At 64.5% G+C, this 25715-nt stretch carries 28 protein-coding genes, 1 pseudogene and 1 riboswitch; of the genes and pseudogenes, 16 read left to right on the top strand and 13 right to left on the bottom strand.

Translation table 11 applies throughout. The annotated features are described in order from the left end of the window. Window positions 1-132: 132 nt before the first annotated feature. Window positions 133-1212, top strand: a complete 1080-nt coding sequence (locus AC630_RS06715; RefSeq protein WP_349538096.1) for an Acg family FMN-binding oxidoreductase — start codon at window positions 133-135, stop codon at window positions 1210-1212. Here AC630_RS06715 and AC630_RS06710 read toward each other — a convergent pair. Beyond that, on the bottom strand, window positions 1209-1730 hold the full coding sequence (locus tag AC630_RS06710) for a hypothetical protein (protein ID WP_502691501.1): 522 nt from the start codon (window positions 1728-1730) through the stop codon (window positions 1209-1211). The two genes, AC630_RS06715 and AC630_RS06710, sit on opposite strands and share 4 nt — an antisense overlap. Before the next feature lie 335 nt (window positions 1731-2065). Between AC630_RS06710 and AC630_RS06705 the strand changes: the two genes are divergently transcribed. Both AC630_RS06705 and AC630_RS06700 read left to right on the top strand, forming a co-directional pair. After that, the gene (locus AC630_RS06705; protein WP_074117742.1) at window positions 2066-3124 is read left to right on the top strand and encodes a class I SAM-dependent methyltransferase; all 1059 of its coding nucleotides are present in this window, start codon (window positions 2066-2068) and stop codon (window positions 3122-3124) included. A 38-nt stretch (window positions 3125-3162) separates the two neighbouring features. After that, entirely contained in the window at window positions 3163-4029 is an 867-nt protein-coding gene (locus AC630_RS06700; protein ID WP_074117726.1) for a nucleotidyltransferase domain-containing protein, read from the top strand. A gap of 57 nt (window positions 4030-4086) precedes the next feature. Here the strand turns inward: AC630_RS06700 and AC630_RS06695 are convergent, their stop codons facing one another. Beyond that, a complete protein-coding gene (locus tag AC630_RS06695; protein ID WP_074117725.1) occupies window positions 4087-4947 on the bottom strand; it encodes a DUF1194 domain-containing protein in 861 nt (286 codons plus the stop codon). A 301-nt stretch (window positions 4948-5248) separates the two neighbouring features. Further along, window positions 5249-5325, top strand: a riboswitch (Fluoride riboswitch). A 101-nt stretch (window positions 5326-5426) separates the two neighbouring features. Here AC630_RS06695 and AC630_RS06690 point away from each other — a divergent pair. The 5 genes from AC630_RS06690 to clpS are packed head-to-tail and all read left to right on the top strand — an operon-like array spanning window position 5427 to window position 8174. Continuing rightward, window positions 5427-6635, top strand: a complete 1209-nt coding sequence (locus AC630_RS06690) for an MFS transporter (RefSeq protein ID WP_143197865.1) — start codon at window positions 5427-5429, stop codon at window positions 6633-6635. Continuing rightward, window positions 6635-7045, top strand: coding sequence for a fluoride efflux transporter CrcB (gene crcB / locus AC630_RS06685; RefSeq protein ID WP_074117723.1), 411 nt, complete (start codon window positions 6635-6637; stop codon window positions 7043-7045). Before AC630_RS06690 ends, crcB (AC630_RS06685) begins: the two co-directional genes overlap by 1 nt. Before the next feature lie 6 nt (window positions 7046-7051). Continuing rightward, window positions 7052-7480: a fluoride efflux transporter CrcB gene (crcB, locus tag AC630_RS06680; protein ID WP_074117722.1), complete on the top strand. Its 429-nt coding sequence runs from the start codon at window positions 7052-7054 to the stop codon at window positions 7478-7480. Between the two features lie 2 nt (window positions 7481-7482). Next, window positions 7483-7824: a DUF190 domain-containing protein gene (locus AC630_RS06675; protein ID WP_074117721.1), complete on the top strand. Its 342-nt coding sequence runs from the start codon at window positions 7483-7485 to the stop codon at window positions 7822-7824. A 44-nt stretch (window positions 7825-7868) separates the two neighbouring features. Further along, window positions 7869-8174, top strand: coding sequence for an ATP-dependent Clp protease adapter ClpS (gene clpS / locus AC630_RS06670; protein WP_074117720.1), 306 nt, complete (start codon window positions 7869-7871; stop codon window positions 8172-8174). 43 nt (window positions 8175-8217) lie between these two features. On the opposite strand, the gene AC630_RS06665 is transcribed toward clpS, so the two are convergent. From AC630_RS06665 to fabI, 4 genes are all read right to left on the bottom strand, one after another. Further along, entirely contained in the window at window positions 8218-9408 is a 1191-nt protein-coding gene (locus AC630_RS06665; RefSeq protein ID WP_074117719.1) for an adenylate/guanylate cyclase domain-containing protein, read from the bottom strand. Window positions 9409-9456: 48 nt separating this feature from the next. Then, window positions 9457-10545: a chorismate synthase gene (aroC, locus tag AC630_RS06660; protein WP_074117718.1), complete on the bottom strand. Its 1089-nt coding sequence runs from the start codon at window positions 10543-10545 to the stop codon at window positions 9457-9459. 176 nt (window positions 10546-10721) lie between these two features. Further along, window positions 10722-11321 carry a histidine phosphatase family protein gene (locus AC630_RS06655; protein ID WP_074117717.1) on the bottom strand — a complete coding sequence of 200 codons (600 nt, stop codon included), beginning with the start codon at window positions 11319-11321 and terminating at the stop codon, window positions 10722-10724. Between the two features lie 12 nt (window positions 11322-11333). Further along, window positions 11334-12149, bottom strand: a complete 816-nt coding sequence (gene fabI, locus AC630_RS06650) for an enoyl-ACP reductase FabI (protein WP_074117716.1) — start codon at window positions 12147-12149, stop codon at window positions 11334-11336. Between the two features lie 173 nt (window positions 12150-12322). On the opposite strand from fabI, the gene AC630_RS06645 reads away from it, so the two are divergent. Together AC630_RS06645 and AC630_RS06640 are read left to right on the top strand one after the other, a co-directional pair. Further along, complete coding sequence (locus tag AC630_RS06645) at window positions 12323-12811, top strand: sigma-70 family RNA polymerase sigma factor (RefSeq protein ID WP_011085414.1); 489 nt, start codon at window positions 12323-12325, stop codon at window positions 12809-12811. A 103-nt stretch (window positions 12812-12914) separates the two neighbouring features. Further along, on the top strand, window positions 12915-13685 hold the full coding sequence (locus AC630_RS06640; RefSeq protein WP_074117715.1) for an anti-sigma factor family protein: 771 nt from the start codon (window positions 12915-12917) through the stop codon (window positions 13683-13685). 331 nt (window positions 13686-14016) lie between these two features. Here AC630_RS06640 and AC630_RS06635 read toward each other — a convergent pair whose 3' ends face one another. Then, entirely contained in the window at window positions 14017-14982 is a 966-nt protein-coding gene (locus AC630_RS06635; RefSeq protein ID WP_074117714.1) for a DnaJ C-terminal domain-containing protein, read from the bottom strand. 111 nt (window positions 14983-15093) lie between these two features. Beyond that, window positions 15094-15501 (bottom strand): RT0821/Lpp0805 family surface protein, encoded by a 408-nt coding sequence (locus tag AC630_RS06630; RefSeq protein WP_074117713.1) that lies wholly within the window; start codon window positions 15499-15501, stop codon window positions 15094-15096. A gap of 113 nt (window positions 15502-15614) precedes the next feature. On the opposite strand from AC630_RS06630, the gene pdxH reads away from it, so the two are divergent. The 3 genes from pdxH to AC630_RS06615 all read left to right on the top strand — a co-directional run bounded on the left by pdxH (window position 15615) and on the right by AC630_RS06615 (window position 17839). Further along, window positions 15615-16256 carry a pyridoxamine 5'-phosphate oxidase gene (gene pdxH / locus AC630_RS06625; protein WP_074117712.1) on the top strand — a complete coding sequence of 214 codons (642 nt, stop codon included), beginning with the start codon at window positions 15615-15617 and terminating at the stop codon, window positions 16254-16256. 38 nt (window positions 16257-16294) lie between these two features. Then, window positions 16295-17047 (top strand): SDR family NAD(P)-dependent oxidoreductase, encoded by a 753-nt coding sequence (locus AC630_RS06620; protein WP_074117741.1) that lies wholly within the window; start codon window positions 16295-16297, stop codon window positions 17045-17047. A 132-nt stretch (window positions 17048-17179) separates the two neighbouring features. Beyond that, window positions 17180-17839 carry a methyltransferase domain-containing protein gene (locus AC630_RS06615; RefSeq protein WP_245330285.1) on the top strand — a complete coding sequence of 220 codons (660 nt, stop codon included), beginning with the start codon at window positions 17180-17182 and terminating at the stop codon, window positions 17837-17839. Between the two features lie 81 nt (window positions 17840-17920). Here the strand turns inward: AC630_RS06615 and AC630_RS06610 are convergent, their stop codons facing one another. Next, window positions 17921-18139, bottom strand: coding sequence for a hypothetical protein (locus AC630_RS06610; RefSeq protein WP_074117710.1), 219 nt, complete (start codon window positions 18137-18139; stop codon window positions 17921-17923). Window positions 18140-18468: 329 nt separating this feature from the next. Beyond that, window positions 18469-19446: a magnesium transporter CorA family protein gene (locus tag AC630_RS06605; protein ID WP_074117709.1), complete on the bottom strand. Its 978-nt coding sequence runs from the start codon at window positions 19444-19446 to the stop codon at window positions 18469-18471. Window positions 19447-19772: 326 nt separating this feature from the next. Here AC630_RS06605 and AC630_RS06600 point away from each other — a divergent pair, with 326 nt between their 5' ends. Then, window positions 19773-20453 (top strand): L,D-transpeptidase, encoded by a 681-nt coding sequence (locus AC630_RS06600; RefSeq protein WP_074117708.1) that lies wholly within the window; start codon window positions 19773-19775, stop codon window positions 20451-20453. A gap of 35 nt (window positions 20454-20488) precedes the next feature. On the opposite strand, the gene AC630_RS06595 is transcribed toward AC630_RS06600, so the two are convergent. Further along, entirely contained in the window at window positions 20489-21604 is a 1116-nt protein-coding gene (locus AC630_RS06595; RefSeq protein WP_074117707.1) for an extensin family protein, read from the bottom strand. Between the two features lie 63 nt (window positions 21605-21667). Here AC630_RS06595 and AC630_RS06590 point away from each other — a divergent pair, with 63 nt between their 5' ends. Both AC630_RS06590 and AC630_RS06585 read left to right on the top strand, forming a co-directional pair. Next, window positions 21668-23296: a fatty-acid--CoA ligase gene (locus tag AC630_RS06590; RefSeq protein ID WP_074117706.1), complete on the top strand. Its 1629-nt coding sequence runs from the start codon at window positions 21668-21670 to the stop codon at window positions 23294-23296. Between the two features lie 219 nt (window positions 23297-23515). After that, window positions 23516-24370: a DUF1499 domain-containing protein gene (locus AC630_RS06585; RefSeq protein ID WP_074117705.1), complete on the top strand. Its 855-nt coding sequence runs from the start codon at window positions 23516-23518 to the stop codon at window positions 24368-24370. A gap of 138 nt (window positions 24371-24508) precedes the next feature. Here AC630_RS06585 and AC630_RS06580 read toward each other — a convergent pair whose 3' ends face one another. Both AC630_RS06580 and AC630_RS06575 read right to left on the bottom strand, forming a co-directional pair. Beyond that, a complete protein-coding gene (locus AC630_RS06580) occupies window positions 24509-25432 on the bottom strand; it encodes an MBL fold metallo-hydrolase (RefSeq protein WP_074117704.1) in 924 nt (307 codons plus the stop codon). Window positions 25433-25580: 148 nt separating this feature from the next. After that, a pseudogene (locus tag AC630_RS06575) lies at window positions 25581-25715 on the bottom strand (acyl-CoA dehydrogenase); the annotation flags it as partial.

Genomic DNA, 25715 nt, shown 5'->3' with positions numbered 1-25715 from the left:
GTCCCCCGGGACGACCCGGTCGCGAATTCCGAATTGAGCCGGCGGCGCCATCCAACCTTGATTCCGGTCAATCGCGCCGGCGTCCGGTCGCGCTAAAAGCGTCCAGGGCAATGAGGTGTGGAGCGGAAGCTTGTGGTTGACCGGCGACAGTTCATTGCGACCGCGCTCGGGTTTTCCGCTTCTGCCATCAGCGGCCTCCGTGCCGCAGCGACGACGATGACCTACGACGAGGCGGTGAATACGTCACGGGCTCCGCTGCAAGCTGCGCCGCGAGATCGCGAGCTCGTGCGTTTTGCGACGCTCGCGGCCAACAGCCACAACACCCAGCCGTGGATTTTCTTCGCCCGCGGCAACGAAATCACGATTGCGCCCGACTTCGCGCGCCGCTGTCCGGCCGTCGATCCCGACGATCATCACCTCTTCGTCAGTCTCGGCTGCGCCGCCGAAAACCTCATCCTCGCAGCGTCCACGCTGGGCTGGCGCGCCAACCCGGTCATCGACGACGACCGGATCGTGATCACCCTCGAGGAAGCCCCGCCGGCAGAATCGGCGCTGGCCCGCGCAATTCCCGTCAGGCAATGCACCCGTGCGGTCTTCGACGGCAGGCCGGCCGCGCCCGAGATCTTGCGCCAGCTCGAGAGCGCCTGCCGCGAACCGAACGTCGCGGCGATCCTGATGACCGAACGCGCCGCGATCGCGAAGGTCACCGACTATGTGCTCGAAGGCAATTCAGCGCAGATGCGCGACAAGGCCTTCATGCGCGAGCTCGTAAGCTGGATCCGTTTCAACGAGCCCGAGGCGCTCGCGACCATGGACGGGCTGTTCTCGCCTGCCTCGGGAAATCCGTCCCTCCCTGCATGGGTCGCGCGGCCGCTCTTGAGGTTCTTCTTCACCGAAGGCGGGGAGAATAGAAAATACCGCGAGGAGCTCGACAGCTCGGCGGGCGTCGTCGTGCTTGCAGCCGATCGCAGCGACAAATCGCACTGGATCTCGGTCGGCCGCGCCTGCCAGCGTTTCGGTTTGCAGGCGACCGCGCTGGGGCTCAAATATTCTTTCGTCAACCAGCCGGTCGAGGTGGCGGCACTGCGGCCGCAATTCGCGACCTCACTTGGACTCGGCGAACGGCGTCCCGATATCGTGATACGTTTCGGAGCCGGCCCGAATCTGCCGAAATCGCTGCGGCGTCCCCCGGAATTGGTGACGCAGCTCTAACGCCGAAGGCCGCTGAGCGCCGGCGACTCGCCGGGCAGCATCGACGAGTTGATGTCGCTGTCCATGCGCCCGGATTGCTGCTGGGTGAAACCTGCGCCGAACGACAGGCTGAGGTTGGAGGTCGGCTTGAACTCGACACCCGCGAACGCGCCATAGCCGGGTGCGGCGCCGGAGGTGAGCGGCGCGAGCGAGCTGCCAATGCCATTGCCATATTTCAGCGTGTCGAAGCCGGCAAAGAACGTGACGGGCATGCCGCCCGCAGTCTTGTAGTTGTAGCCGAACTGCGTGCTGTCATAAGAGAGCGCGCTGAAATTGCCGGCCGGCGCGGTCTGGCCGAAGCCGCTCAGACCAAAATTTCCGCGCTCGCTACCGACGAAGAAACCGGGGCGAAAATTGTAGCTTCCGTCTGCATCGCCGGCATTGAAGCTCGGAAAGTTGCCGTAGCTGTCGGAGCTCTGGCTGACGCTGCCGCCAAAGCCGAAAGGCCCGCCCGGAATCCAATACCTCAGGGGTGCCACCTGCGAATGAGCCGACGCTCCGCCGAGGCAAAGCACGGCGAAAAAAAGTTGCGAGACCGCAAGAACTTGCAAGGCTGGACATTCAGGTGACCATCAAAAACCGCAGAAATTATACGCTTTGGACAGCGCAAATGCCAGCGACGCGGCGCCGGCCATCCGGCATCGAGTTCCAGGATCACCTGATCCTGACGCGTTGAACCTCCCGCACCCGGGATCGACCCACATAGAGGACGCGCAAGCTCGAGCCGTCACTTCGTTTGTGATCGACCGGCGCGGTCCCGCAGTGCGCAATTGCGCAGATTTTTGAAAATGCCCGACATTGCATGGAGGCTGTCATGGAGGTCAATTCCGACAGGTTGAATGCCTTTATGGGCAAGATGGTCACCGAGTTCGGTGCGGCGATGAATGCATCGCTGGTGCTGCTTGGAGACAAGCTCGGTCTCTACCGCGCCCTTGCTACAAAAGGACCGATGAGCTCCTCCGAGCTCGCGAGCGCCACCGGAACGACGGAGCGCTATGTCCGCGAATGGCTCGCGAGCCAGGCGGCGTCCGGTTACATCGAATACGATTCCGCTTCGGGCAAATTCTCGATGCTGCCGGAGCAGGCGATGGCGCTCGCCGACGAGGACAGCCCGGTTTTCCTCGGAGCGTTCGGCAACGTCATCGCATCGACGTTTCTCGACGAGCCGAAGATTTCGGACGCATTCAAGTCCGGCAAGGGTGTCGGCTGGAACCGGCGCAGCGAGTGCCTGTTCTGTGGCACGGCCCGCTTCTTCCGCACCGGCTACATGCATCATCTGGTGCAGGAGTGGCTGCCCGCGCTCGACGGCGTCGTGGACAAGCTCAGGCGTGGAGCCAGGGTCGCCGATGTCGGCTGCGGACACGGCGTCTCGACGCGGTTGATGGCGGAGGCCTTCCCCAATTCCCGCTTCTATGGTTTCGACTATCACGAGGGCTCGATCGAGGCGGCGCGAAAGGCAGCCGCCGAGGCAAAGCTGGGCGATCGCGTCAGCTTCGCGGTTCACACGGCCAAGACATATCCGGCCGAGGACTACGATCTCGTCTGCTTCTTCGATTGCCTGCACGATATGGGCGATCCCGTCGGCGCCATCAGCCATGTGCGGCAAACCATGGCGAAGGACGGCACCTGCATGCTGGTCGAGCCGTTCGCAGGCGACCGCCTCGAAGACAATCTCAACCCGGTCGGGCGCGTCTATTACGCGGCATCGACCATGATCTGCACGCCGGCATCGCTCGATCAGGAGGTCGGCCTCGCGCTCGGCGCGCAAGCCGGCGAGGCACGGCTGCGCAAGGTTGCGAGCGAGGGTGGTCTGACGCGCTTCCGCCGCGCCGCCGAAACACCGTTCAACCTGATCCTGGAGGCACGGATCTGACCTCCATCACGCCGGGCGCGTGGACGCGGCATGCGGCCATGCCGCCGCAGCCTCGCCCGGCGCCATGTCGGTGGATTCGCGCTGCCTTGAAATCCGCCTTTGCCGAGGTGCCTGGCGTTGGGGCCATCGTGCTCGGCGGCTCGCGTGCGCGAGGCAACGCACATTCGGCGTCCGACTACGATATCGGCCTTTACTTCAAGGCCGCGATTCCACTGGATACCGAGCGGCTGCTGGCCGCCGCAAAAGAGATCGCCGACAATCCTGCCGCCACGGCCGTAACTCCGGTCGGCGAATGGGGACCATGGATCGTCGGCGGTGCATGGCTGTCGGTAGAGGGCCGCAAGGTCGATTTGCTCTACCGCAGCGCCGACGCGGTCGAAGCTGTGATGGAATCCTGCCGCGCTGGCATCGTCACCATGGACTACCAACCCGGCCATCCGCACGGCTTCTGCTCGGCGATCTGGATGGGCGAGATCGCCTATTGCCAGCCGCTGCACGATCCGCAGGCCCTCATCGCCAGACTGAAGTCGATTGCGCAGCCATATCCGCGGCCGCTGCGCGATGCTCTGATCCGTCGCTTCCAATGGGAGGTCCTGTTCGGCATCGAGATTGCCGAGCTTGCCATCACGCGGGGCGAACAGACCCATATCGCTGGATGCGCTTACCGGTCGCTCGCCTGTGTTGCGCAGGTGCCGTTCGCGCTGAACGAGCGCTATCACATCAACGAAAAGGGCGCGCTATTCGAAGCAGCGCAGCTGCCACTGACGATTCCGCATTTGGACGAGCAAGCAAAGGAGGTCTGGCGGTTAATCGGCGATGGCGCCTTTGCGCCCGCCTGCGATGTCCTGCGCGAGATCGACCGGCAGTTGAAAGGGCTGACGCAATCAGGCGGGACGCGGCCGTAAGCAGCTACCCTGAAGGACTTGTGGTGATCCGCTCATTTCGCGGGCGAAAAGCGCGTCTCAGCGTCCCCAGCGGTCGGACCAGATCTTCTCGCCGATCATGCAATTGACGCGCGGCTCCTTGTCGGCAACCCGCATCACGGAGCGCTCCGGCGCGCGGCCCGCAACCTCCATCAGGAGTTTTGTGCGGATCGCTTCCTTGAACTTGTCGCGATCCTTGATCGAGATGACGAAGGAGCCGGGACCGCCGGCGACGCAGTCCTCATAGTAATAGTCGAGATTGTCGATATCCATCGTCGAATAGGACGGCTCCTTGACCATGATCGGCAGGCCGTTGATGACGATGCCCTTCTCGAGCGCGGCGTCGCGCGCCACCGTGACCGGGCCGCCATTGTTATTGGGACCATCACCGGAAATGTCGATCACGCGGCGCAAGCCGCGATAGGGATCCTCGTCGAACAGCGGCATCGCGAAAGTGATCGCGCCGGAGATCGAGGTGCGCGAGGCGCGCCGGATCGGCGTCTTCATGATTTCGGCTGCGACCGCATCCGCGGTCTCCGGTCCGTCGATCAGCCGCCAGGGAATGATGATCTTCTGGTCGCTGGAGGCCGCCCATTCGAAATAGGTCACCGCGATCCGGCCGTTGGGCCCGAGCTTCAGCGCTTGCAGGAACTCGTTCGACTGGATCGCCTGCGCATAACCTTCGCGCTGGATCGCGAGCTCGTCCATGTCCATGGAGTAGGAGACGTCAACCGCGAGGATCAGCTCGACGTCGACCGTCTGCGCATCCTTGTCGGCTGCTGGCAGCGGCTGATATCTGGGCGATTCGAATTTGGGCCCTGGTGCCGCGATGCCCGCGACGTCCCCTCCGACGAACATGCCGGCCGCCAGCACAGCCCCGATCGAGAACAGCAAGCGCATCGCAGCCTCCCGTCGTATGACGCGATGGTGACATGCAATCGCCTTGCCGCAAAGTGCGAAGATCGCCCGTGCTTCACATTCGAGTTAGGAATTTGCGCGCTTGCGCAAAGATGCCGCGGTGTCGCCACCGTCGCGCCGCTGGAACAAGAGCGATCACACGCACTCTGTCATTCCGGGGCTCGCGAAGCGAGAACCCAGATACGCAAATTGCACGTCAGAGAGAGGCAACTCAACAGAGAGACAACTCGTGGGATGGCGTCCCCCGCCCACTTGTTCCGCGCGATTTCCATGCTAGGCTGGACACCCAGATGGGGATGGAGTCCCCCGACAACCGCCCGGTGGTCGAGACTGTATTGGGCTGATGACTCCTGCTTGAGGTGGGGCAATTCTTTTGAGCCTCTGCCTTTGGCGGAGCATGGCCGAACCCGCCGATGGCGGGTTTTTTGTTGCCTGAAGAAGACCAAGGAGAAGGTCGGGACGTGACGACGACGACACCGAATGCTACGCGCGCCGGGCTGCCCAGGGGGATCTGGGTGCTCGGCTTCGTCTCGATGCTGATGGACGTCTCCTCGGAGATGATCCACGCGCTGCTGCCGGTCTATCTCGTCACCGTGCTCGGTGCCTCGACGCTGACCGTCGGCTTCATCGAAGGCATTGCGGAGGCGACGGCCTCGATCACGAAGATCTTCTCCGGTGCGCTGTCGGACTGGCTCGGCCACCGCAAGCTGCTCGCCGCGCTCGGCTATGGTCTGGCCGCCTTCACCAAGCCGCTGTTCCCGCTTGCGCCGAGCGTCGGATGGCTGGTGGCGGCGCGGTTCATCGACCGCGTCGGCAAGGGCATTCGCGGCGCGCCGCGCGATGCGCTGATTGCCGATATCTCGCCAGCGGGTCTGCGCGGCGCGAGCTTCGGCCTGCGGCAATCGCTAGACACCACTGGCGCTTTCGTCGGACCGCTCGCGGCAATCGGCCTGATGTGGTGGACGGCGGACAATTTTGCCGCCGTGTTCTGGGTGGCGGTGCTCCCAGCCTTCCTGTCCTTCGGACTGATTGCGTTTGCCGTGAGCGAGCCGGAGCCAGACCCGAACCGAGAGCCTGCCAAGAATCCGCTCAATCTCGCCGCGATGCGGCAACTCGGATCCGTATACTGGCTGGTCGTGGCGGTCGGCGTGGTCTTCACGCTCGCCCGCTTCAGCGAGGCCTTCCTGATCCTGCGCGCCCAAAACATCGGGCTCAATGCGATGTGGGTGCCGGCGGTGCTGGTGCTGATGAACATCGTCTATGCACTCTCAGCCTATCCCGCCGGCGTGCTGTCGGACCGGATCAACCGGACCGGCCTGCTCGCGCTCGGCCTCGTCTTCCTCGCCGGCGCCGATCTTGCGCTCGCGTTGCTGCCGAGCCTTGCGGGGCTGGCGCTCGGCGTCGCGCTGTGGGGGCTGCATATGGGATTGACGCAAGGATTGCTCTCGGCCCTCGTCGCCGACGCCGCGCCGCCGAGCCTGCGCGGCACCGCGTTCGGCTATTTCAACCTGTTCACCGGGCTCGCATCGCTGGCCGCGAGCGTGATCGCCGGTGCGCTGTGGGACGCCTCTGGTCCGGCAGACACGTTCCTGACGGGTCTCGGCTTCGCGCTGGTCGCGCTTGTGGGGCTGCTCGCTGTCGGCAACGGGTTGGCTGCGGAGAACAAGTGATGACGGGGGGACTATTCATCGTGCTGAGCGGAGCGATCGCAATCGTGGTCGGCAGCGTGCTGGGCGGCTGTGCCCGCTATTTCGTCTCCGGCGCGGTCGCCCGGCGGCTGGGCGAGACCTTTCCCTGGGGCACCATGACCATCAACGTCAGCGGCGCCTTCCTGATCGGCATTTTTGGCGCGCTGGCGACCCACCCCGGCTCGATGTTCGCCTCGCCCACTCCTTGGCTGTTCGCGGTGACCGGATTCCTCGGCTGCTACACCACCGTCTCCTCCTTCAGCCTGCAAACGCTGACGCTTGCGCGCGGCGGCGAGCCGATGCACGCGCTGGGCAACGTGGTGTTCTCGGTCACGCTGTGCCTCACTGCCGTCACTTGCGGCTTCCTCCTCGCGGACAGGCTTGGGGGGTAGAGGCAGATGAACTCCCCCTCCTCCGCCGAGCGCCGGCGCGTTGCGATGCTTTATGCCTGGGTTGCCGCTGGCAGCATCATCGGCGGCCTGGCGCGCTACCTAGTCGGGCTCGCGCTCGACACCGGGCCGGGCTTTCCTTTCGCGACGCTGTTCATCAACGCGACCGGTTCGCTGATCATCGGCTTCTATGCGACGCTCACCGGCCCTGACGGCCGCATGCTGGCGCGGCCCGAGCACCGGCAGTTCGTCATGACCGGGTTCTGCGGCGGCTACACCACCTTCTCGACCTTCAGCCTCGAGACCTTCCGCCTGTTCCATGGCGGCATGAAATACACGGCGCTCGCCTATATCGCGGCGTCCGTCGTCTGCTGGCTGGTGTCGGTGTGGCTCGGCCATATGATGGCGAGCCGCTACAACCGCTTGGCAAGGAGCTGACCATGCAAATCCCCAATCAGGCAGTTTCGCTCCGGATCTTCATCGGCGAGAGCGACCATTTCGACGGCAAACCGCTTTATGAAGCGATCGTGATGAAGGCGCGCGAACGGCACCTCGCCGGCGCCACCGTGCTGCGCGGGCCGATGGGCTTCGGCAAGTCGAGCCGCCTGCACACCTCGAAAATCCTGCGACTGTCGGAAGACCTGCCGCTCCTGATCGAGATCGTCGATAGCGAGGACAACATCAACGCATTCCTGCCCATCCTGGATGGCATGATGTCGAGCGGGCTGATCACCTTGGAGAAGGTGCAGGTCCTGCAATATGGTGCGAAGGCCGCGAGCTGATCGCTCCGGCAGGGAACCCGCGCCCGCCGTGTCCAGGAGGCGGAATGAACGACACCGTCACGACGCCGAAGACGCGGACCAAGACCAAGGTCGAGCGGCCGCGGCTGCACAAGGTCATCCTGATCAACGACGACTATACGCCGCGCGAATTCGTCACGATGATCCTCAAGGCTGAGTTCCGCATGACCGAGGATCAGGCCTACAAGGTGATGATCACCGCCCACAAGCTGGGCGCCTGCGTGGTCGCCGTGTTCACCAAGGACGTCGCCGAAACCAAGGCCACCCGCGCCACCGACGCCGGCCGCGCCAAGGGCTATCCGCTGCTGTTCACGACCGAGCCGGAGGAATAGGCCTTCATCCTGCAACGACGAGCGATCTTGAATCCGTCGTGCGTCAGGCCATTACCACCGGCGTCTCCTCGGTCAGCCCATACACGCGCTGCGCCTGAGAGAAACCCGCGATCGGAAATTCGCCGAGTTCGCGCCAGCCGTGGCGGCAGGCGTTGGCGAAGACTTCCGAGACCACGACGGTTCGTCCCAACCGGCCTGCGATCTTCTCCAGCCGCGCCGCGAGATTGACTGCGGGGCCGATACAGGTGAAGTCGAGGCGGTTGCCGCCGCCGATATTGCCGTAGAGGATGTTGCCGACATGCAGCGCGACGCCGAAGCGGAAGCGCTCGATGACGTCGCCGACCGGAAAGGCGAGCGCCTCGACGCTGGCGCGGGATTCGCGCGCGGCCTCCAGCACGCGCGTGCAGACATGCGCGGCATCGCCGACATATTCGTCGATCGGGAACACCGCGAGCAGGCCGTCGCCCATGAATTTCAGCACCTCGCCGCCGTGGCCCCGGATCGCGGTGACCTGGCAGTCGAAATAATGGTTGAGGATCTCGACCACGGTCTCGGCCGGCAACCGGTCCGACAGGGCGGTGAAGCCGCGCAGATCCGAGAGCCAGATCGCGGCCTGCATGGTGTCGTTGTGGCCGCGACGGATCTGGCCGCCGAGGATGCGCTCGCCGGCGCGGTTGCCGACATAGGTGTCGAGCAGCATCGCGGCGGTGCGGCGCAGGCTGACAATCTCGCTGACGCGCGCGAGCGGCGCCACGATGGACCTGATCGCCGCGATGTCGTCGTCGCTGAAGCCGCCGGGATGCCGCGTGGTCCAGCTCGTGGCATGGATTGAGCCATCGAGAAACGGCAACGGCACCGCGATGTAATCGGTCACGCCTTCGGCGCGCATGTCGTCAAGAAACGGAAACCGCTTGCTGTCGGGATCGTCGATGCGGCCCCGAACCTCCAGGCCCTGCTGGAACACGATGCGAAGCGGGCTCCGGGCGAATTCGGGCGTGTGCAGGATCTCGAAATCGACGCTGCCGATCTCGACCTCCTTGCCCGGCCGCCAGATGAAGTTACGGCCAAAGATTTCCGGATGCAGTGTGCGGATGAACATTCCGAACCGCCACAGCGGCAGGCCGGCGGCGACCAGATGTTTGCAGATGTCCGCGATCATCTCGGCCGGGCTCGCCGACGACCTCGCGCCGTCGATCAGCCAGTTGGTGACGCGCTGGAGCTCGGAGGTTTCCATGCCCGCATTTGCGGACGAAGTTGTGGGATCGTCAAGTTGCGCGGAGCACTAGCGTCCTACCTGCCCGCGGTCGCGCAGGAAGTGATCGGCCAGCACACAGGCCATCATGGCTTCGCCGACGGGGACGGCGCGGATGCCGACGCAGGGGTCGTGGCGGCCCTTGGTAAAGATCTCGGTGTCGGAGCCTTTACGATCAACAGTGAGACGTGGCTGGAGGATCGACGAGGTCGGCTTCACCGCGAAGCGCACCACCACCGGCTGTCCCGTGGAGATGCCGCCCAGGACGCCGCCGGCATGGTTGGACAGAAAGCGCGTACCGTCATTGCCCGTGCGCATCTCGTCGGCGTTCTCTTCGCCGGTCAGTTCGGCCGCGCCGAAGCCGGCGCCGATCTCCACGCCCTTGACCGCGTTGATGGTCATCATCGCAGCCGCCAAATCGGAATCGAGCTTTGCGTAGATCGGCGCACCCAGGCCGGCCGGCACGCCCTCGGCGACTACCTCGATCACCGCGCCGATCGAGGAGCCGCTCTTGCGGATGCCGTCGAGATAGGTCTCGAAGAACGCTGCCTTGTCCTTGTCCGGACAGAAGAACGGATTCTTGGCGATCTCGTCCCAGTCCCACTTCTCGCGGTCGATCTTGTGCGGACCTATCTGCACCAGCGCACCGCGCACCCTGACGTCGGGCACCACCTTGCGCGCGATCGCACCGGCAGCAACGCGCATCGCCGTCTCGCGCGCCGAGGAGCGTCCGCCGCCGCGATAGTCGCGCAGGCCGTACTTCGCTTCATAGGTGAAGTCGGCGTGGCCGGGGCGAAACTTGTCCTTGATCTCCGAATAGTCCTTGGAGCGCTGGTCGGTGTTTTCGATCAGGAGCCCGATCGGGGTGCCCGTCGTCACCTGCACGCCGGTCTCCGGATGCGCCATCACGCCGGAGAGGATCTTCACCTGGTCCGGCTCCTGACGCTGCGTCGTGAACCGCGACTGGCCCGGCCGGCGACGATCGAGGTCCTGCTGGATGTCGGCCTCGGTGAGCGGGATCAGGGGCGGACAGCCATCGACCACGCAGCCTATTGCCACCCCATGGCTCTCGCCAAAGGTGGTGACGCGGAACATATGGCCGAAGGTGTTGAAGGACATCCGTCTCTCGTAAGTCAGTTCTGACTTGTGGTAGCGCCCGGAAACACCGCATTCAACCCTGTTCCCGTCATTCCGGGGCGGTGCGAAGCATCGAGCCCGGAATTTCGAGATTCTCAGGTGCGCAATTGCGCACCATAGCTCGCCCGTCGGCCGCCCCGGAATGACTGCAGGCGGGGTTAGCTATGCTTCTCCAGCCGGCCGTCGCCGAACACGTAGACGGCGCCCTGCTCGATATAGAGCTCGGCGGCACTGGCAGGGGTCTCGATGCCAAGGGCCACCATCAGGGCCCGGCAGGTGCCGCCATGCGCGACCGCGACGGTATCGACCAGACGCGACTCGTACCAATCGCGCATGCGCAACTGCACGGCGGCGTAGGTCTCCCCGCCCGCGGGCGCGACCGTCCATTTGTCGGCGAGGCGCCTGGCATAGACCTCGGGATCGGAGGCCTCGCTTTCGGCGAGCGTCAGCCCCTCCCAGACGCCGTAGCCGATCTCGCGCAGGCGATCGTCGAGCGAATAGTCGGCGACCGGCAATTCGAGCTTGCGGCGTGCGAGTTCCATGGTCTGGCGCGCGCGCCCCAGCGGGCTCGACACGTAGGGCAGCGCCGCCTTGTCCTTGCCGTCGCGCCTGAACAGATCGGCCAGAATGCCGGCAGCCTGCACGGCCTGGCCGCGGCCGCGCACATTCAGCGGGATGTCCTTGGTGCCCTGGAGCCGCCCGAGCGCATTCCACTCGGTCTCGCCGTGGCGAAGGAAGTAGATCGTGGGCACGGGCATTGCAGATAAAGATTAGTCCTTGCCGCCGAGAGAGATGTCCGGCGCGTCCGGGCGCTTCATGCCCAGCACGTGATAGCCGGAATCGACGTGATGCACCTCGCCGGTGACGCCGCGCGACAGGTCGGAAAGGAAATACAGCGCGCTACCGCCGACGTCCTCCGTGGACACGTTGCGGCGCATCGGCGCGTTGTACTCGTTCCACTTCAGGATATAGCGGAAGTCGCCGATGCCGGAGGCGGCGAGCGTCTTGATCGGCCCCGCCGAGATGGCGTTGACGCGGATGTTCTTCTCACCGAGATCGGCGGCGAGATAACGTACGCTGGCTTCCAGCGCCGCCTTCGCCACGCCCATCACGTTGTAATGCGGCATCCACTTCTCGGCGCCGTAATAGCTGAGCGTGATGAGCGAGCCGCCGTCGGTCATCAGCTTCTCGGCGCGCTGCGCCACCGCCGTGAACGAATAGCAGGAGATCAGCATCGATTTGGTGAAGTTCTCCTGCGTGGTGTCGACGTAGCGGCCGTCGAGCTGCTCGCCATAGGCGATCGCGTGCACCAGGAAGTCGATCTTGCCCCACTTCTCCTTCAGCACCGCGAAGGCCGCGTCGATGGTCGCAGCGTCGGTGACGTCGCAATGGCCGAGCACGAGCCCGCCGATCTCGGCGGCGAGCGGCTCGACGCGCTTCTTCAGCGCATCGCCCTGATAGGTGAAGGCGAGCTCGGCGCCGGCTGCGTGGCATGCCTTAGCGATGCCCCAGGCGATCGAGCGGTTGTTGGCAACGCCGAGGATCACCCCACGCTTGCCCTGCATCAGACCTGAATTCTGCGCCATTTTGCTAACGTCCCGTCGAGCTCTCGTTGAGGTCTGGAGGTACACCAGCCCTCCTTCGCGGTACAGTCCTAATACGCGGCGTTAACGCTGTTTCGAGGACCGGAATAGCCGTTCCATTCGGGTGTTATGATGGTAGTGGCGCTCGCGCCGAACGGCAGGACATCAAAGACGGCATGAGTGCGTTTCGCCAGAGTGTGGAAGCCATGATCCCGGCGTTGCGCCGCTACGCCCGCGCGCTCACGCGCGATGCGGATGCGGCCGACGACCTGGTGCAGGATACATTGGTGCGGGCGCTGCGTTCGGAGCGCCTGTTCCTCGGAGGTGACGTCAGGAGCTGGCTCTACACCATCCTCACCAACCTCAACAAGAACCGGCGGCGCTCGCTGGCAAGGCGGCCGCAATTCATGCAGCTCACGGAAAACAACCCGGATGCCAGCGGGACGGAAGCCGAAGGGCGCGACATCGAGAAGGCACTGGCGACGCTGGTCGAGGAGCAGCGTTCGGTGCTGCTGCTGGTGATGCTGGAAGGCATGAGCTACCGCGAGGTCGCCGACATCCAGGGCGTGCCGATCGGCACCGTAATGTCCCGTCTGGCGCGCGCCCGCGCCCACGTTAAAGCATCGCTGGAGGGCGAGCGCCCCGCGCTCAGGCGGGTGAAATGATGACAGGATTGATGCATCGCGTCGCGCCCCCCGGCATGCAGAGGGAAACAGCGCAGTTGAACCGCGTAAGATATTTTGGGCCGCAGAGCCAGAGACGATCGATATGAACGACCACAGGATTTCAGTGACCGAGGACGAACTGCACGCCTATGTCGACGGCGAGCTGCCGGCCGAGCGCCGCGCCGATGTCGAGGCGTGGCTTGCCGTCCACCCCGACGATGCCGAGCGCGTGCAGTCCTGGCGCGCCATGGCCGAGATGCTGCATGCCCGCTACGACGCTGTCGCCCAGGAATCGGTGCCGGCCCGGCTGGAGCTCGAACGGCTGGAGCGCCGCCCCCGGCAATGGCTCTATGGCGCCGCCGCGGCTGTGCTGGTTGCCTTCCTCGCCGGCAGCACGGTCGGCTGGGTCGCGCACGGCGCGAAGGCCGTGCCATCGACCTTCCAGAGCTTCACTGAGGATGCACTCGACGCGCACCGCCTCTATGTCGTCGAGGTCCGCCACCCCGTCGAGGTGCCCGGCAATGAGCGCGACCATCTCCAGGCCTGGCTGACCAAGCGCTGCGGCTGGACCGTGTTCGCACCGAACCTGGAAGCGAGCGGGCTCAAGCTCGTTGGCGGCCGGCTGCTGCCGGGGCCGAGCGGCCCGGCGTCGTTCCTGATGTATGAGGGACCCTCGGGCGAGCGCTTCACGATCTACACCGCCAAGACCGAGAGCGGTGCGACCCAGATGCGCTATGCCAAGGCGGACAGGGACGGATCGCTGTTCTGGGCCGATCGCGGCGTCGGCTATGTCGTCACTGGTGGCAATGACCGTGACCGGCTGACCAAGGTCGCACAGGCCGTCTACGACCAAACGGAGAAGAATGGCGGCTAGACAACCACGTGAGCGCGGCGCCTCGATTCCGACATTGAAAATTTGGAATCAAGACATGGGTGCGTCTCATTATCGCACCGCATGATCACGCGAAGATGAGCCGCGTTCGATCCGCCGATCGACGCGGGCGGCCTCGATTGGGGTTTTTGGTACCGCGCTGGTCCCCCTCTCGAGGCCGCACCTTATTATCGGCTGCCCCGCCGGACAGCCGATACGTCGAGCACATGAGCCGAGAAGCGCTATTACGCTTCAGGCGTGTGATGAGCATCATCTGCTGGGAGAATGCTCTAGACCTCGACCTTCGGAGACCCCTTCGGATTGCGATCTCGCCCTAACCAAGCCCGCTACGTGGATTGTAGGGGTGTTGGTCCCGCCACTTTTCCATCAACGCCTCAAGCTCGGCGTCGTTCCCGTCCGGTAGCATGATCCTGATGATGACGAAGAGATCGCCGGTTCCGCCAGCTTTCGGCAGGCCTTTGCCCTTGAGGCGGAAGGTCCGGCCGCTGGAGGTATTTTTCGGAACCGATAGCTCCACGGCATTGCCGAGCGTGGGCACGCGGACCTTGCCGCCGAGCACCGCCTCGTAGAGCGTGACCGGCAGGTCGATCCGCAGGTCGGCGCCCTCGACCTTGAAGAACGGGTGCGGCGCGATGCTGATGGTGATCAGGAGATCGCCGGGCGGATGGCCCTGCGCGCTCTCGCCCTGCCCCCGCAGCCGAATCTGCTGACCCTCGGTGACGCCGGCCGGGATCTTGACGTTGAGCTCCTTGCCGTTCGGCAGCCGGACCCGCTTCTCGCCACCCTTGACCGACTCCTCCAGGGAGACGGACATGGCGACGTTGACGTCGAGATCGAGCCCGATCCCGCCGGTATCGAATTCGAACTGGGCACCGCCGCCGGCCCCGGGCCGCGCGCCGCGCATTCCGCCGCCGAACATGCTGTTGAGGATGTCCTCGAACGCGCCGGCGCCCTGGCCGGGGCCTGCGCCCCCGCTGCGGAACGTGTAGCTCTCGAACCCGCCGGGACCCGCGCGCCCGCGCGGCCCGCCGCCACCCGGAAAGCCCTGGAAGCGCGGCTTGCCTTCGGCGTCGATCTCGCCCCGGTCGAACTGCTTGCGCTTGTCCTCGTCGCCGATAATCTCGTTAGCCGAATTGATCTCGGAGAAGCGCTCGGCGGCCTTGGGATCATCCTTGTTGCTGTCGGGATGATGCTTCTTGGCAAGCTTGCGATAGGCGCTCTTGATCGCGGCAGCGCTGGCGCTCCGCGGCACCCCCAAGACCTCATAGGGGTCGCGCATCCGTCACGTCTCCTCTTGGGAAATCGGTATGTTCAAAGGGCTCCCCGCCCCACCAGCGTCTCATGTGGGGGGGCGAGTGGCATTTTTGCAACTAGTCGGGTGAAGCGATTCCTAGCTCCGCCACGGCTTTAGCGTATGAATCTCCCAACGGCCACGGCTGCTTTGGCAACCGGCGCCCTGGAGCCAGCTTTCGGTGCTGCCATTGACATAGCTCGCCAGGAAGTCGCGGCACTTGCGGCCGTCCTCGGCGGCATAGGATTGCGCGATCGGGGTGACCGAGCCCCGCGCCCCGGTTTCCGGATTCTCCCAGTGCTGGCTGGAATCCTTGTCGCCCTTGCTGAGGACGTCGGAGGCGGCGTTGCGGGCGAAGGCGAGATCGGTCTCGGTCGGCGGGGCGTTCTTCGTCGGCCGCGCGATCGAGCCGGTGAGGTCACTGTCATCGGCCTTGGCATAGGCACTGGCGTCGTTGCGGGAAACGCTGCAGCCGCCGGTGCCTAACCCGATCAGAATCATCGTCATGATAAAGCCGGAGGACCGGATCGCCGATAGGCCAACGCGTCCCCATGCCCTATATAGGGCGGTAGCGGACAACAACGCGTTTTGGGCCGCGGGACGCAACTCGGACTCCAGACATGAGCGACACGACCTCGATGAAACACCAGACACCCTTAACATCCGGTGATTTCACCGCCGCCGACGAGCCATTTGCGCTGTTCGAGGCCTGGCTGAACGAAGCGATCAAGAGCGAGCCGAACGATCCGAACGCCATGGCGCTCGCAACCGTCGATCCGGACGGGCTGCCGGATGTGCGCATGGTGCTGATGAAAGGCTTCGATACCGAGGGTTTCGTCTTCTACAGCCACATCGCCAGCCAGAAGGGCCGCGAACTCGCCGCAAACCCTAAGGCGGCGTTACTTTTTCACTGGAAGTCGCTGCGCCGTCAGGTTCGCATCCGCGGCAACGTGACGCCGGTGACCGATGCCGAAGCCGATGCCTATTTCGCTACCCGCCCCAAGCAAGCGCAGATCGGCGCCTGGGCGAGCAAGCAGTCCGAGGCGCTGGAGAGCCGCTTCGCCTTCGAGCAGGCGATCGCCAAGGTCGCCGCCAGATACGTCATCGGCGAGGTGCCGCGGCCGCCGGGCTGGAGTGGCTGGCGTATCACGCCGGTGCGCATCGAGTTCTGGCACGACCGCGCATTCCGCCTGCACGATCGCATCGAATTTCGTCGTGACGCGGCCGGCCAGCCGTGGTCCAAGACGCGGATGTACCCTTGAGCCTTTCTTTGAACCTTGGGCCGACCTGAAAGATGTCCATGCCGCATTCGTCCAACGTGCCACGTCGCACGCTCCTTCTGACCGGAGCCAGCCGCGGCATCGGCCACGCTACCGTGATCCGCTTTTCCTCGGCGGGCTGGCGCGTCCTCACCTGCTCGCGGCATCCCTTTCCGGAGGACTGCCCGTGGGACGCTGGCCCTGAGGACCATATCCAGGTCGACCTCGGCGATCCCGCGGACACTGCGCGCGCGATCACCGAGATCCGCCGCCGGCTCGCAGGCGGCACGCTGCATGCGCTGGTCAACAACGCCGCGATATCGCCGAAGGGACCGGGCGGCGCGCGGCTCGGCTCCGTCGACACCGACCTCGACACCTGGACACACGTCTTCCACGTCAACTTCTTTGCGCCTATCATGATGGCGCGCGGGCTGATCGAGGAGCTGAAGGCGGCCAAGGGATCGGTCGTGAACGTCACCTCGATCGCGGGCTCGCGCGTGCATCCCTTCGCGGGCGCCGCCTACGCCACCTCGAAAGCCGCGCTCGCCGCGCTGACACGCGAGATGGCCTCCGACTTCGGCCGCGTCGGCGTGCGCGTCAACGCGATCGCGCCGGGTGAGATCGACACCTCGATCCTGTCGCCGGGCACCGAGAAGATCGTCGACCAGCAGATCCCGATGCACCGGCTCGGCACGCCCGACGAAGTCGCCAAGATCATCTACGTGCTGTGCACGGACACCTCGTCCTACGTCAACGGCGCGGAGATCCACATCAACGGCGGCCAGCACGTGTAGGCAGAAGACGTAAGGCGGAGGATGGGCCGGTTCGCGAGCACAGCGTCACTCTACGAGCACTTGCGGCCGCCTTATCCGCCAGAATTTTTCCGTAGCGCCGCGCAAAAGCTCGGCCTCTCCAAGCGAAGCGCCTTGATCGACCTCGGCACCGGACCCGGACTGCTGGCGCTGGGCTTCGCCGGCTATGTCGGCCGCATCGTAGGCGTCGACCCTGAACCCGCAATGCTCGAGGCCGCGCGCCGCGCGGCTGCATCTGCAGGCCATGCGCTCACGCTGATCGAGGGCAAGGCCGAGACGCTTGCCCTCGACATCGGCACCTTCGACGTTGTGACGATCGGGCGAGCACTGCACTGGATGGATCGCGACCTGACGATCGCGCTGTTCGATCGGCTGGTCGCACGCGACGGCGCGATCGTGATCTGCGCCTCGTTCTCCGGCACCGACGGCCGCAACCCGTGGCTCGATGGTTACAATGAAGTCCGCCGCCGCTGGTCGCCGGCCAAGCTCTGGGAGGAGGCCGGCAAGGGCACGCGGACCCATCGCGACCTTCCCGCGTTCTTTCGCTGCAGCTCGTTTCAGCTCATGGAGCTCGTCACAGTCGAGACCAGCCATCTGGTCAGCGTGCAGGACCTGGCGCAGCGCACACTCACCTACTCGTCGTCCTCGCCGGATGCATTGGGCGACAACGTCGAGGCGATGCTGCGTGATGTCGAAGCGCACCTGGCTTCGTTCAGCCGCGATGGCGTCATCGCCGAGACCATTGTCTCGACGGCGCAGATCGTGAAACGCTAGTTGATTTGCCGAAGAGCGGAAGCAAGGCGATCCAGACAACGCCGCCGCAAGACCTGGATCGCCCGCCCTTCCTTCCGTTCCTCAATCGACTCGAATCCGACGCGACCGTTCGCGCAGCCGTGGAGCGGCCACGTTGATTGCAGTCGAGCAGTCGTCGTCGTTCTCGCCATCGAGCAGCGGAGCACCACAGTGCCGGCACATCCGCGCCGACAACGACGGCGCCTTGCCGCTCGCCAGGACCTGACGATAGCTCGTCAGATCGATGACGTTGCGGGGCGTCGTTATGTGTTTTTCAACCATGGTTGTTCCTCGCGGCTAACCCGCTGCTTATCGCAGACAAGTTTCGCGCAAAAGTTCAGCCCACCGCTCAAATTTTACCGGAGCAATTGGGGCGAAGCGCCCGCATCACCGCGCGGCCTCAATCCCGCTCTATTCTGCGACACCAACCACCATGTCTCTGCGACCGGCGTAAGGTCTCGGTAGGTATCTTGCTAGAGTGGCATGGATCGTCACGAGCGTCAGGCTGTCGTTCTAAGCATGATCTCCGCGCAAACGCGTTCTCAGTTTGTCGCGAGGGAAAACCGCTTCGCACTTTACGCTAACGCGGCCCTCCGGGTCCGGATCATGCTCTACAGCCACTTCTTCCACTTGAAGATCCAGTACGGGACGACGGCGGCGGTCAGCATCATCACCAGCGCCATCGGATAGCCGTGGACCCATTCGAGTTCCGGCATCACCTTGAAGTTCATGCCGTAGATCGAGGCGATCAGCGTCGGCGGCATCAGGACAACAGCCATAACCGAAAACAGCTTGATGATGTTGTTCTGCTCGAGGTTGACGACACCGAGCATGGCGTCGAGCACGAAGGTAATCTTGTTGGAGAGATAGGAGGCATGGTCGGTCAGCGAGGCGACGTCGCGCTGCATGGTCTTGAGCTGCTCGCGCATGTCCTTCGACCACTTCACGCCCTCTACCACAGCGGAGAGGAAGGTGACGACGCGGCCGATCGAGACCAGGCTCTCGCGAACCTTCGAGGTCAAATCGCCCTTGCGGCCAATTGAGATCAGGATCTGCGAATACTGCTTGGCGTGGCCATGGCGCTCGCTCTCGGGCTCGAAGATGTCGTGCGAGACCTGGTCGATCTCGGCACCGCAGCGCTCCAGAATGTCGGCGCAGCGGTCGATCACGGCGTCCAGCAGTTCCATCAGCACCATCTCGCCGGTAATGGACGGCGTGCAGGAGCGGGCGAGCTTGGCCTCGACCAGGGCGAACGGCTTCGGCAGGTCGTAGCGCACCGTCACCAGGCGGTGGTCGCCGAGGATGAAGGTTACCGCCGTGGTCCGGGGCATGTCGGTATCGGAGTGGCACATCAGCGTCGCGGTCATGTAGCGCGCGCTGTTCTCGATATAGAGGCGGCTGGAGATCTCGATCTCCTGCATGTCTTCCCGGGTCGGGATGGCGATGCCCGCCAGCCGCTCCACCGCCTTGTCCTCGGCCGCGGTCGGGTTGACCAGGTCGATCCAGACCGCATGCTCCGGCAGGGCCCCGAGATCGTCGATAACCGCCTTCTTGAGGGAGCCCTCGAAGGGAAGGAAGACAGAAAACATGCACAACTCCAGGAGGGGGCCTGCGGCAGAGTGACAGCCCTTAGCGCGATTCTGGCAAGTTCATGATGACAAGCGCATCAGCGACGCGCCTGCATTTTTGGCGGCACCGTGGCACGGAATCGACAGTTCAGCATTCTTTGCCCAAAAACCAGCCCAAGGCCGCAAAACTTGCGGCAAAAAAACCACAGCTTGGGTCTCGCAGCGCGGGAAAGGGTCCGAAACGCTGGAATTGTGGCAGATTTCAACGATAATAGCCTCAACGGAGTCGTGGTTTTTGGGCCTGGCTCGGCCCACGAAAGCTTGTCGTTGTCGATTGGAACCAAATCATGTCGTCGCTGAAAGTTACGCTGGGTATTTTGGCCGCTGGCCTGATGCTGTCGGGCTGCATGCAGGCCACACATTTTGAGGCGACCGATACCAAGGCCTTCAAGCAGAAGGACAAGGAACTCCTCGCCAAGGTACGGTATGAAAATACCCCGGTTGCGGAGCCGTTCCGCCGCGCCATCGTCGAGTACCACCGCAAGGAGTCGCCGGGCTCTATCGTGGTCGATTCCGACAACCACTATCTCTACTACGTGCTGGATGGTGGCAAGGCGATCCGCTACGGCATCACCGTCGGCGAAGAAGCCATGGCATGGTCCGGCATCGCCAAGGTCGGCAGCATGACCGAGTGGCCGGCCTGGCATCCCACCCCGGGCGAGATCTCGCGCCTGGGTGTGCCGACCTATGTCGCGCCCGGTCCGGACAATCCGATGGGCTCCCGCGCGATGTATCTCTACTCCGGTGGCAAGGACACGCTGTTCCGCATCCACGGCACCAACCAGCCGGAATATATCGGCGCCTCGATCTCGTCGGGCTGCATCCGCCTGACCAACGAGGACGCAATCGACCTCTATAACCGCGTCAAGGTCGGTACCATCGTCGTCGTGCTCGAGCCGAAGCATGGCGACTCGCCCTACAATTCGCGCCTCGCGCTCCAGGGTGGCGGTTCCGGTACTTCTTACTAACCGGTCTTGCCTGAGACTTTGGAAAAGCGCCGGTTTCACCGGCGCTTTTTTGTTGCCGGCTTGCGTGGCTGGGCTTTGTTGCCGTCGGCCGCCGACTTGTCCGCGGGCGCAGGGGATTTCTCCGCCGCCTCGTCATCGGCTCCATCCTTTGCTTCAGGCTTGGCGGCGACCTCGCGCGGTGGCGCCTCCTCGGGCCGTTCCACGGGCAGAAGCGGGGCGACTTGCGGCAGGGGATCCCAGACGTTCCACTGGCAGATCCGGTAGTCGTTGCGCCGCTGCGCCAGGTCGAGATGGATATGGTCCTCGTGATACCAGTCCGAGCCGGGCCCGAGCACGGTGGAGAAGCGCGAGCAGACCGAATGCAGCACCCGCTCGCGCACGTCGCGGGACACGGTGCGGTCGGTCAGGCCGATCGACTGCCCGTTGGCGAGCTTGATGGCGCGGACGTCGAGGGCGTTGGCCTTGCCGTGCTCGGACAGCATGGCGCCGACAATGCGGTTGCGGCCGCGGCACTCGAAGGAATCGAAATTGTCGAGATCGCTGATGGTCGAGCCGAGGCGCGCGGCCAGCGGCACCATGTCCTTGCGTACCCAGTCGGCGATGGCGGATGCCATGGTGCAGCGAAGGATCGCCGCCGGCTTGACCGCCACTTTGCGCTTGTCCGGCAACACGATGGCTTCGAGCCGTACCAGATCCTCGCCGCCGCAGCCACCGGGGCCGCGGATATCCGGGATCGAGGGCGCGATCGCGATGTCGTCGGTCAGCGCCAGCCGGCAGGCCGAGGCCTGTTTCTCGGGTGACGGCGCCGCCTCGGCAGGCTTCTCGGCGCCAGGCTTGTCGGGGGAAGGCTTGCCCTCGGCCTCCGGCGCGGGCTCGTCAGATGCTTTGGGGGCCTCCTCGGGGCGGGGTTTCGGTAAGGGGATCTTGGGTAACGGGGTCTTGGGTAAGGGGGTCTTGGCCGAATGAACCGCCGCACGCGGCCGCGGCGGACCAATGCCGAAAATATCCAGCGGCGGAGCATACTTTCTCGCCTCCGCCCTATCGGCGAGCACAAGCGACAGCCCGAGCGCGACGGTAACCATTGCCGCACCGGCGGACATATTGCCGCGATAAGACCATTTGCGGCGAAAGTCCGGCAGGCTAAAACTCATGACAATTCTTTGGCCCTGCGCTGAGCGACAACGCGCCCAGCGGCTTCTCGGAGGAATGTCTGAATGCTTGGTTTGATGCAAGACTGGCCCCTGCTCTGCCACCGGATCATCGAACACGCCGCGAAGATTCATGGCAAGCAGGAGGTTGTCACGCGATCGGTCGAGGGACCGATCCATCGCACCACTTATGCCGAAGTCCACAAGCGCGCGCTCAAGGTCTCGCAGATGCTGGAGCGCGACGGCATCAAATTCGGCGACCGCGTCGCCACCATCGCCTGGAACACCTGGCGCCACCTCGAAGTCTGGTACGGCATCATGGGGATCGGCGCCATCTGCCATACCGTCAATCCCCGTCTTTTCCCCGAGCAGATCGCCTGGATCATCAACCATGCGCAGGACCGCATCGTGATGACCGACATCACCTTCGTTCCGGTCCTGGAGAAGATCGCCGACAAGCTGGGAAGCGTGGAACGCTACGTCGTGCTCACCGACAAGGCGCACATGCCGCAGACCACGCTGAAGAATGTGGTCGCCTACGAGGACTGGATCGCGGAGGCCGACGGCAAGTTCAAATGGAAGGACTTTGACGAGAACACAGCAGCCGCGATGTGCTACACTTCCGGCACCACGGGCGATCCGAAGGGCGTGCTGTATTCGCATCGCTCCAACGTGCTGCACGCGCTGATGGCGAACAATGTCGACGCGCTCGGCACCAGCGCGTCCGAGACGATGCTGCCGGTGGTTCCGCTATTCCATGCCAATAGCTGGGGCATCGCCTTCTCCGCGCCATCGCAGGGCACCAAGCTGGTCATGCCCGGCGCCAAGCTCGACGGCGCCTCGGTCTACGAGCTGCTCTCGACCGAGAAGGTGACCCACACCGCGGGTGTGCCCACGGTGTGGCTGATGCTGATCCAGCACATGGCCGCCAATAATCTGAAACTGCCGGACCTGAAGATGGTGATCTGCGGCGGCTCGGCGATGCCGCGCTCGATGATCCAGGCCTTCCTCGACATGGGCTCGAGCGTCCGCCACGCCTGGGGCATGACCGAGATGAGCCCGATCGGCAGTGTCGCGGCGCTGAAGCCGCCGTTCCAGAATGCGACCGGCGATGCGCGGCTCGACGTTCTGCAGATGCAGGGCTATGCGCCCTTCGCCGTGCAGATGAAGATCACCGATGATGCCGGCAAGGAGCTGCCCTGGGACGGCAAGACCTTCGGCCGCCTCAAGGTCTCCGGCCCCGCCGTCGCCAAGGCCTATTACCGTGTCGACACCAACATCCTCGACGAGGACGGCTTCTTCGACACCGGCGACGTCTCGACCATCGACGAGGACGGCTACATGCGGATCACGGACCGCTCCAAAGACGTGATCAAGTCCGGCGGCGAGTGGATCTCCTCGATCGACCTCGAAAACCTTGCGGTCGGCCATCCAGCCGTGGCGGAAGCCGCCGTGATTGGCGTGTTCCACCCCAAATGGGACGAGCGGCCGCTTTTGATCGTGCAGCTCAAGCAGGGCCAGCAGGCGAGCCGCGAGGACATCCTGAAGTACATGGACGGCAAGATCGCCAAATGGTGGATGCCTGACGACGTCGCTTTCGTCGACGGCATCCCGCATACGGCGACCGGCAAGATCCTGAAGACGGCACTGCGCGACCAGTTCAAGGATTACCGCTTCCCGAACGCTGCGGCGTAGCGGGCCAAGCACACACTGTCATTCCGGGATGGTCCGCAAGGACCAGACCCGGAATCCCCCCGGAATCCTAGGATTCCGGGTTCGCCCTTCGGGCGCCCCGGAATGACGGACAGCAACAGTCCGGTCTCCCTTGAATTTGCCGCCGGGGCGTGGTCTCAACGCCCCATCGTCGCGCCAAATCGGCCGGCACCGCCCCAAGACCCCGGCAGAGCTCACCCGATGGCCCGCAGGTTTTCTGCTCCCTATCAGTCGGAGCCCGTGTCCAGCCTCGCGAGCTGGGCACGCAATCTGGCTGTGTTCGCGGTGGTGGCGGTGCTGGTGTCGATCATCATCGTCCGCTTCGGCTTCCTCGAGATGAAGCCGGCGCTCGCGACCTTCTTCGGCGGGCTCGCGATCGCCGGGCTCTCGATCCTGTTCGGGCTCGCCGGCTTTGCCGCGATCTGGCAGAACGGCTCGCGCGGGATGGGGCGCATCCTGCTCGCCTTCCTGATCAACGGAGCGATCCTCGCCTACCCCGCCTATCTCGGCCTGCAATACCGCAAGCTGCCGGCGATCCACGACGTCACGACCGATCCGATCGATCCGCCGCGGTTCGATGCGCTGGCGCGTCTGCGCACCGGCGACGGTACCAACACAGCTGTTTATGCCGGCCTCTATTCGGCCGAGCAGCAGCGTCAGTTCTATCCTGAGATCGAGCCGATCGAGCTCGAGATCCCCGCAGAGCGAGCCTATGCGGTCGCGCTCCAGCTCGTCAACAAGCGCAAATGGCTCGTCATCGACGAGCGCGCGCCGCAGCCGCCGCGCCGTATCGGCCGCATCGAAGCGGTGGCGCGCACGCCGATCATGGGCTTCCGCGAGGACGTCTCGATACGAGTCGTTCCCGACGGCGACGATTCCCGCGTCGATATCCGCTCCGCCTCGCGCTATTTCGAGAGCGACCTCGGCAGCAACGCCGCGCGCGTCACCAAGTTCATCGACGATCTCAATACCGCTGCCGACGCCGACGCGCTGAAGCCGGTGAAGAAGACGCCGGTGACGCCGCCGAAGGCGCCGGCGAAGACGGTGAAGAAATAGTCCCGCTGTCATTTCGGGGCGCGCGACAGCGCGAGCTATGATGCGCAATTGCGCATCTGAGAATCCATTCATCGACGAACGCTGCGGCCCGATGGATTCCGGGCTCGATGCTCCGCATCGCCCCGGAATGACGAGAGGCTAGCCGTTCGCCATTCGGTACGTCCCCGTGATCACGGGATCGCCCTCCGTCGCCACGACGCCACGGGCGACCAGATCCTCCAGATGCGCCAGCACGGAATAGCCGGCGGCCGTCGTCAGGCGTGGATCGATGCCGATATAGATCGCACGCACCATGGTCGGGATGTCGGCCTCGCCCTTGGCCAGACGATGCAGAATCGAGGCCTCGCGCGCCTTGCGGTGGCGGATCAGGAAGCGCACGAAGCGCTGGCCGTCCGGGATTTCAGGGCCGTGGCCGGAGAAATAGAGATCCTCCTCGCGCGCGGCGAGGCGATCCAGCGACTCCATGTAGTCGATCATCGAGCCGTCGGGCGGCGCCACGATCGAGGTCGACCAACCCATCACGTGGTCCCCGACGAAATTGAACTTTCGCTCCGGCCAGGCGAATGCGAGATGGTTGGCGGTGTGGCCGGGCGTCGCCACGGCCTCGAGACGCCAGCCGTCCCCTTCGATCACGTCGCCATGGGCGATCCTGACATCGGGCGCGAAATCGCGGTCGGCGCCGGATTCCGGATTGTGCTTCTCGCTTTCGAAGCGCGGGCGCGAGGCGCGGTGCGGGCCTTCGGCATAGACCGGCGCGCCGGTTGCCTGCTTGATCCGCGCGGTGTTCGGCGAATGATCGCGGTGGGTGTGGGTAACGAAGATATGGCTCACCGTCTCGCCGCGCACCGCATCGAGCAGCGCCGCCGCATGCGCTTCGTCGTCAGGGCCGGGATCTATGATCGCAACGTTGCCCTTGCCGACGATGTAGCTGACCGTGCCGGTGAAAGTGAACGGGCTCGGATTGTTACAGAGCACACGCCGCACGCCGGGGCGCACTTCCTCGACGACGCCGGGCTGCAGCGGAAAGTTGCGGTTGAACGGGACGTCGTCGTTGTCGGACATTGCTTGCTCATACCTTGCTGACTTCGTCATGCCCGGCCTTGTGCCGGGCATCCACGTTCTTCGCGCGACCAGAACGTGGATGGCCGGGACAGGCCCGGCCATGACGCAAATGGAGAGTTCAGTCGCATCCCACGTCGAGGCGGCTCGCTCAGAAGAACGCCTGGATACCCGTGATGGCGCGGCCCAGGATGAGGGCGTGGACGTCGTGGGTGCCCTCGTAGGTGTTGACCGTCTCGAGGTTATGGACGTGGCGCATCACATGGTATTCGATCGAGATGCCGTT

Origin of the sequence: Bradyrhizobium sp. AS23.2, from assembly GCF_001908185.1 — a bacterium.
GTDB lineage: Bacteria > Pseudomonadota > Alphaproteobacteria > Rhizobiales > Xanthobacteraceae > Bradyrhizobium.
Note: the sequence above shows the minus strand (reverse complement) of the source record. Positions and strands in the feature narration are given on the sequence as shown.

Bases quoted from the DNA above. Each gene is read 5' to 3' on its own strand.
- AC630_RS06705 (WP_074117742.1), top strand. From the start codon at position 2,066: ATGGAGGTCAATTCCGACAGGTTGAATGCCTTTATGGGCAAGATGGTC.
- AC630_RS06620 (WP_074117741.1), top strand. From the start codon at position 16,295: ATGCCGCATTCGTCCAACGTGCCACGTCGCACGCTCCTTCTGACCGGA.
- clpS (WP_074117720.1), top strand. From the start codon at position 7,869: ATGAACGACACCGTCACGACGCCGAAGACGCGGACCAAGACCAAGGTC.
- crcB (WP_074117722.1), top strand. From the start codon at position 7,052: ATGAACTCCCCCTCCTCCGCCGAGCGCCGGCGCGTTGCGATGCTTTAT.
- crcB (WP_074117723.1), top strand. From the start codon at position 6,635: ATGACGGGGGGACTATTCATCGTGCTGAGCGGAGCGATCGCAATCGTG.
- fabI (WP_074117716.1), bottom strand. From the start codon at position 12,149: ATGGCGCAGAATTCAGGTCTGATGCAGGGCAAGCGTGGGGTGATCCTC.
- AC630_RS06580 (WP_074117704.1), bottom strand. From the start codon at position 25,432: ATGTCCGACAACGACGACGTCCCGTTCAACCGCAACTTTCCGCTGCAG.
- AC630_RS06610 (WP_074117710.1), bottom strand. From the start codon at position 18,139: ATGGTTGAAAAACACATAACGACGCCCCGCAACGTCATCGATCTGACG.
- AC630_RS06585 (WP_074117705.1), top strand. From the start codon at position 23,516: ATGGCCCGCAGGTTTTCTGCTCCCTATCAGTCGGAGCCCGTGTCCAGC.
- AC630_RS06675 (WP_074117721.1), top strand. From the start codon at position 7,483: ATGCAAATCCCCAATCAGGCAGTTTCGCTCCGGATCTTCATCGGCGAG.
- AC630_RS06695 (WP_074117725.1), bottom strand. From the start codon at position 4,947: ATGCGCTTGCTGTTCTCGATCGGGGCTGTGCTGGCGGCCGGCATGTTC.
- AC630_RS06600 (WP_074117708.1), top strand. From the start codon at position 19,773: ATGTCGTCGCTGAAAGTTACGCTGGGTATTTTGGCCGCTGGCCTGATG.
- aroC (WP_074117718.1), bottom strand. From the start codon at position 10,545: ATGTCCTTCAACACCTTCGGCCATATGTTCCGCGTCACCACCTTTGGC.
- AC630_RS06665 (WP_074117719.1), bottom strand. From the start codon at position 9,408: ATGGAAACCTCCGAGCTCCAGCGCGTCACCAACTGGCTGATCGACGGC.
- pdxH (WP_074117712.1), top strand. From the start codon at position 15,615: ATGAGCGACACGACCTCGATGAAACACCAGACACCCTTAACATCCGGT.
- AC630_RS06640 (WP_074117715.1), top strand. From the start codon at position 12,915: ATGAACGACCACAGGATTTCAGTGACCGAGGACGAACTGCACGCCTAT.
- AC630_RS06700 (WP_074117726.1), top strand. From the start codon at position 3,163: ATGCCGCCGCAGCCTCGCCCGGCGCCATGTCGGTGGATTCGCGCTGCC.
- AC630_RS06630 (WP_074117713.1), bottom strand. From the start codon at position 15,501: ATGACGATGATTCTGATCGGGTTAGGCACCGGCGGCTGCAGCGTTTCC.
- AC630_RS06645 (WP_011085414.1), top strand. From the start codon at position 12,323: ATGAGTGCGTTTCGCCAGAGTGTGGAAGCCATGATCCCGGCGTTGCGC.
- AC630_RS06635 (WP_074117714.1), bottom strand. From the start codon at position 14,982: ATGCGCGACCCCTATGAGGTCTTGGGGGTGCCGCGGAGCGCCAGCGCT.
- AC630_RS06655 (WP_074117717.1), bottom strand. From the start codon at position 11,321: ATGCCCGTGCCCACGATCTACTTCCTTCGCCACGGCGAGACCGAGTGG.
- AC630_RS06595 (WP_074117707.1), bottom strand. From the start codon at position 21,604: ATGAGTTTTAGCCTGCCGGACTTTCGCCGCAAATGGTCTTATCGCGGC.
- AC630_RS06605 (WP_074117709.1), bottom strand. From the start codon at position 19,446: ATGTTTTCTGTCTTCCTTCCCTTCGAGGGCTCCCTCAAGAAGGCGGTT.
- AC630_RS06590 (WP_074117706.1), top strand. From the start codon at position 21,668: ATGCTTGGTTTGATGCAAGACTGGCCCCTGCTCTGCCACCGGATCATC.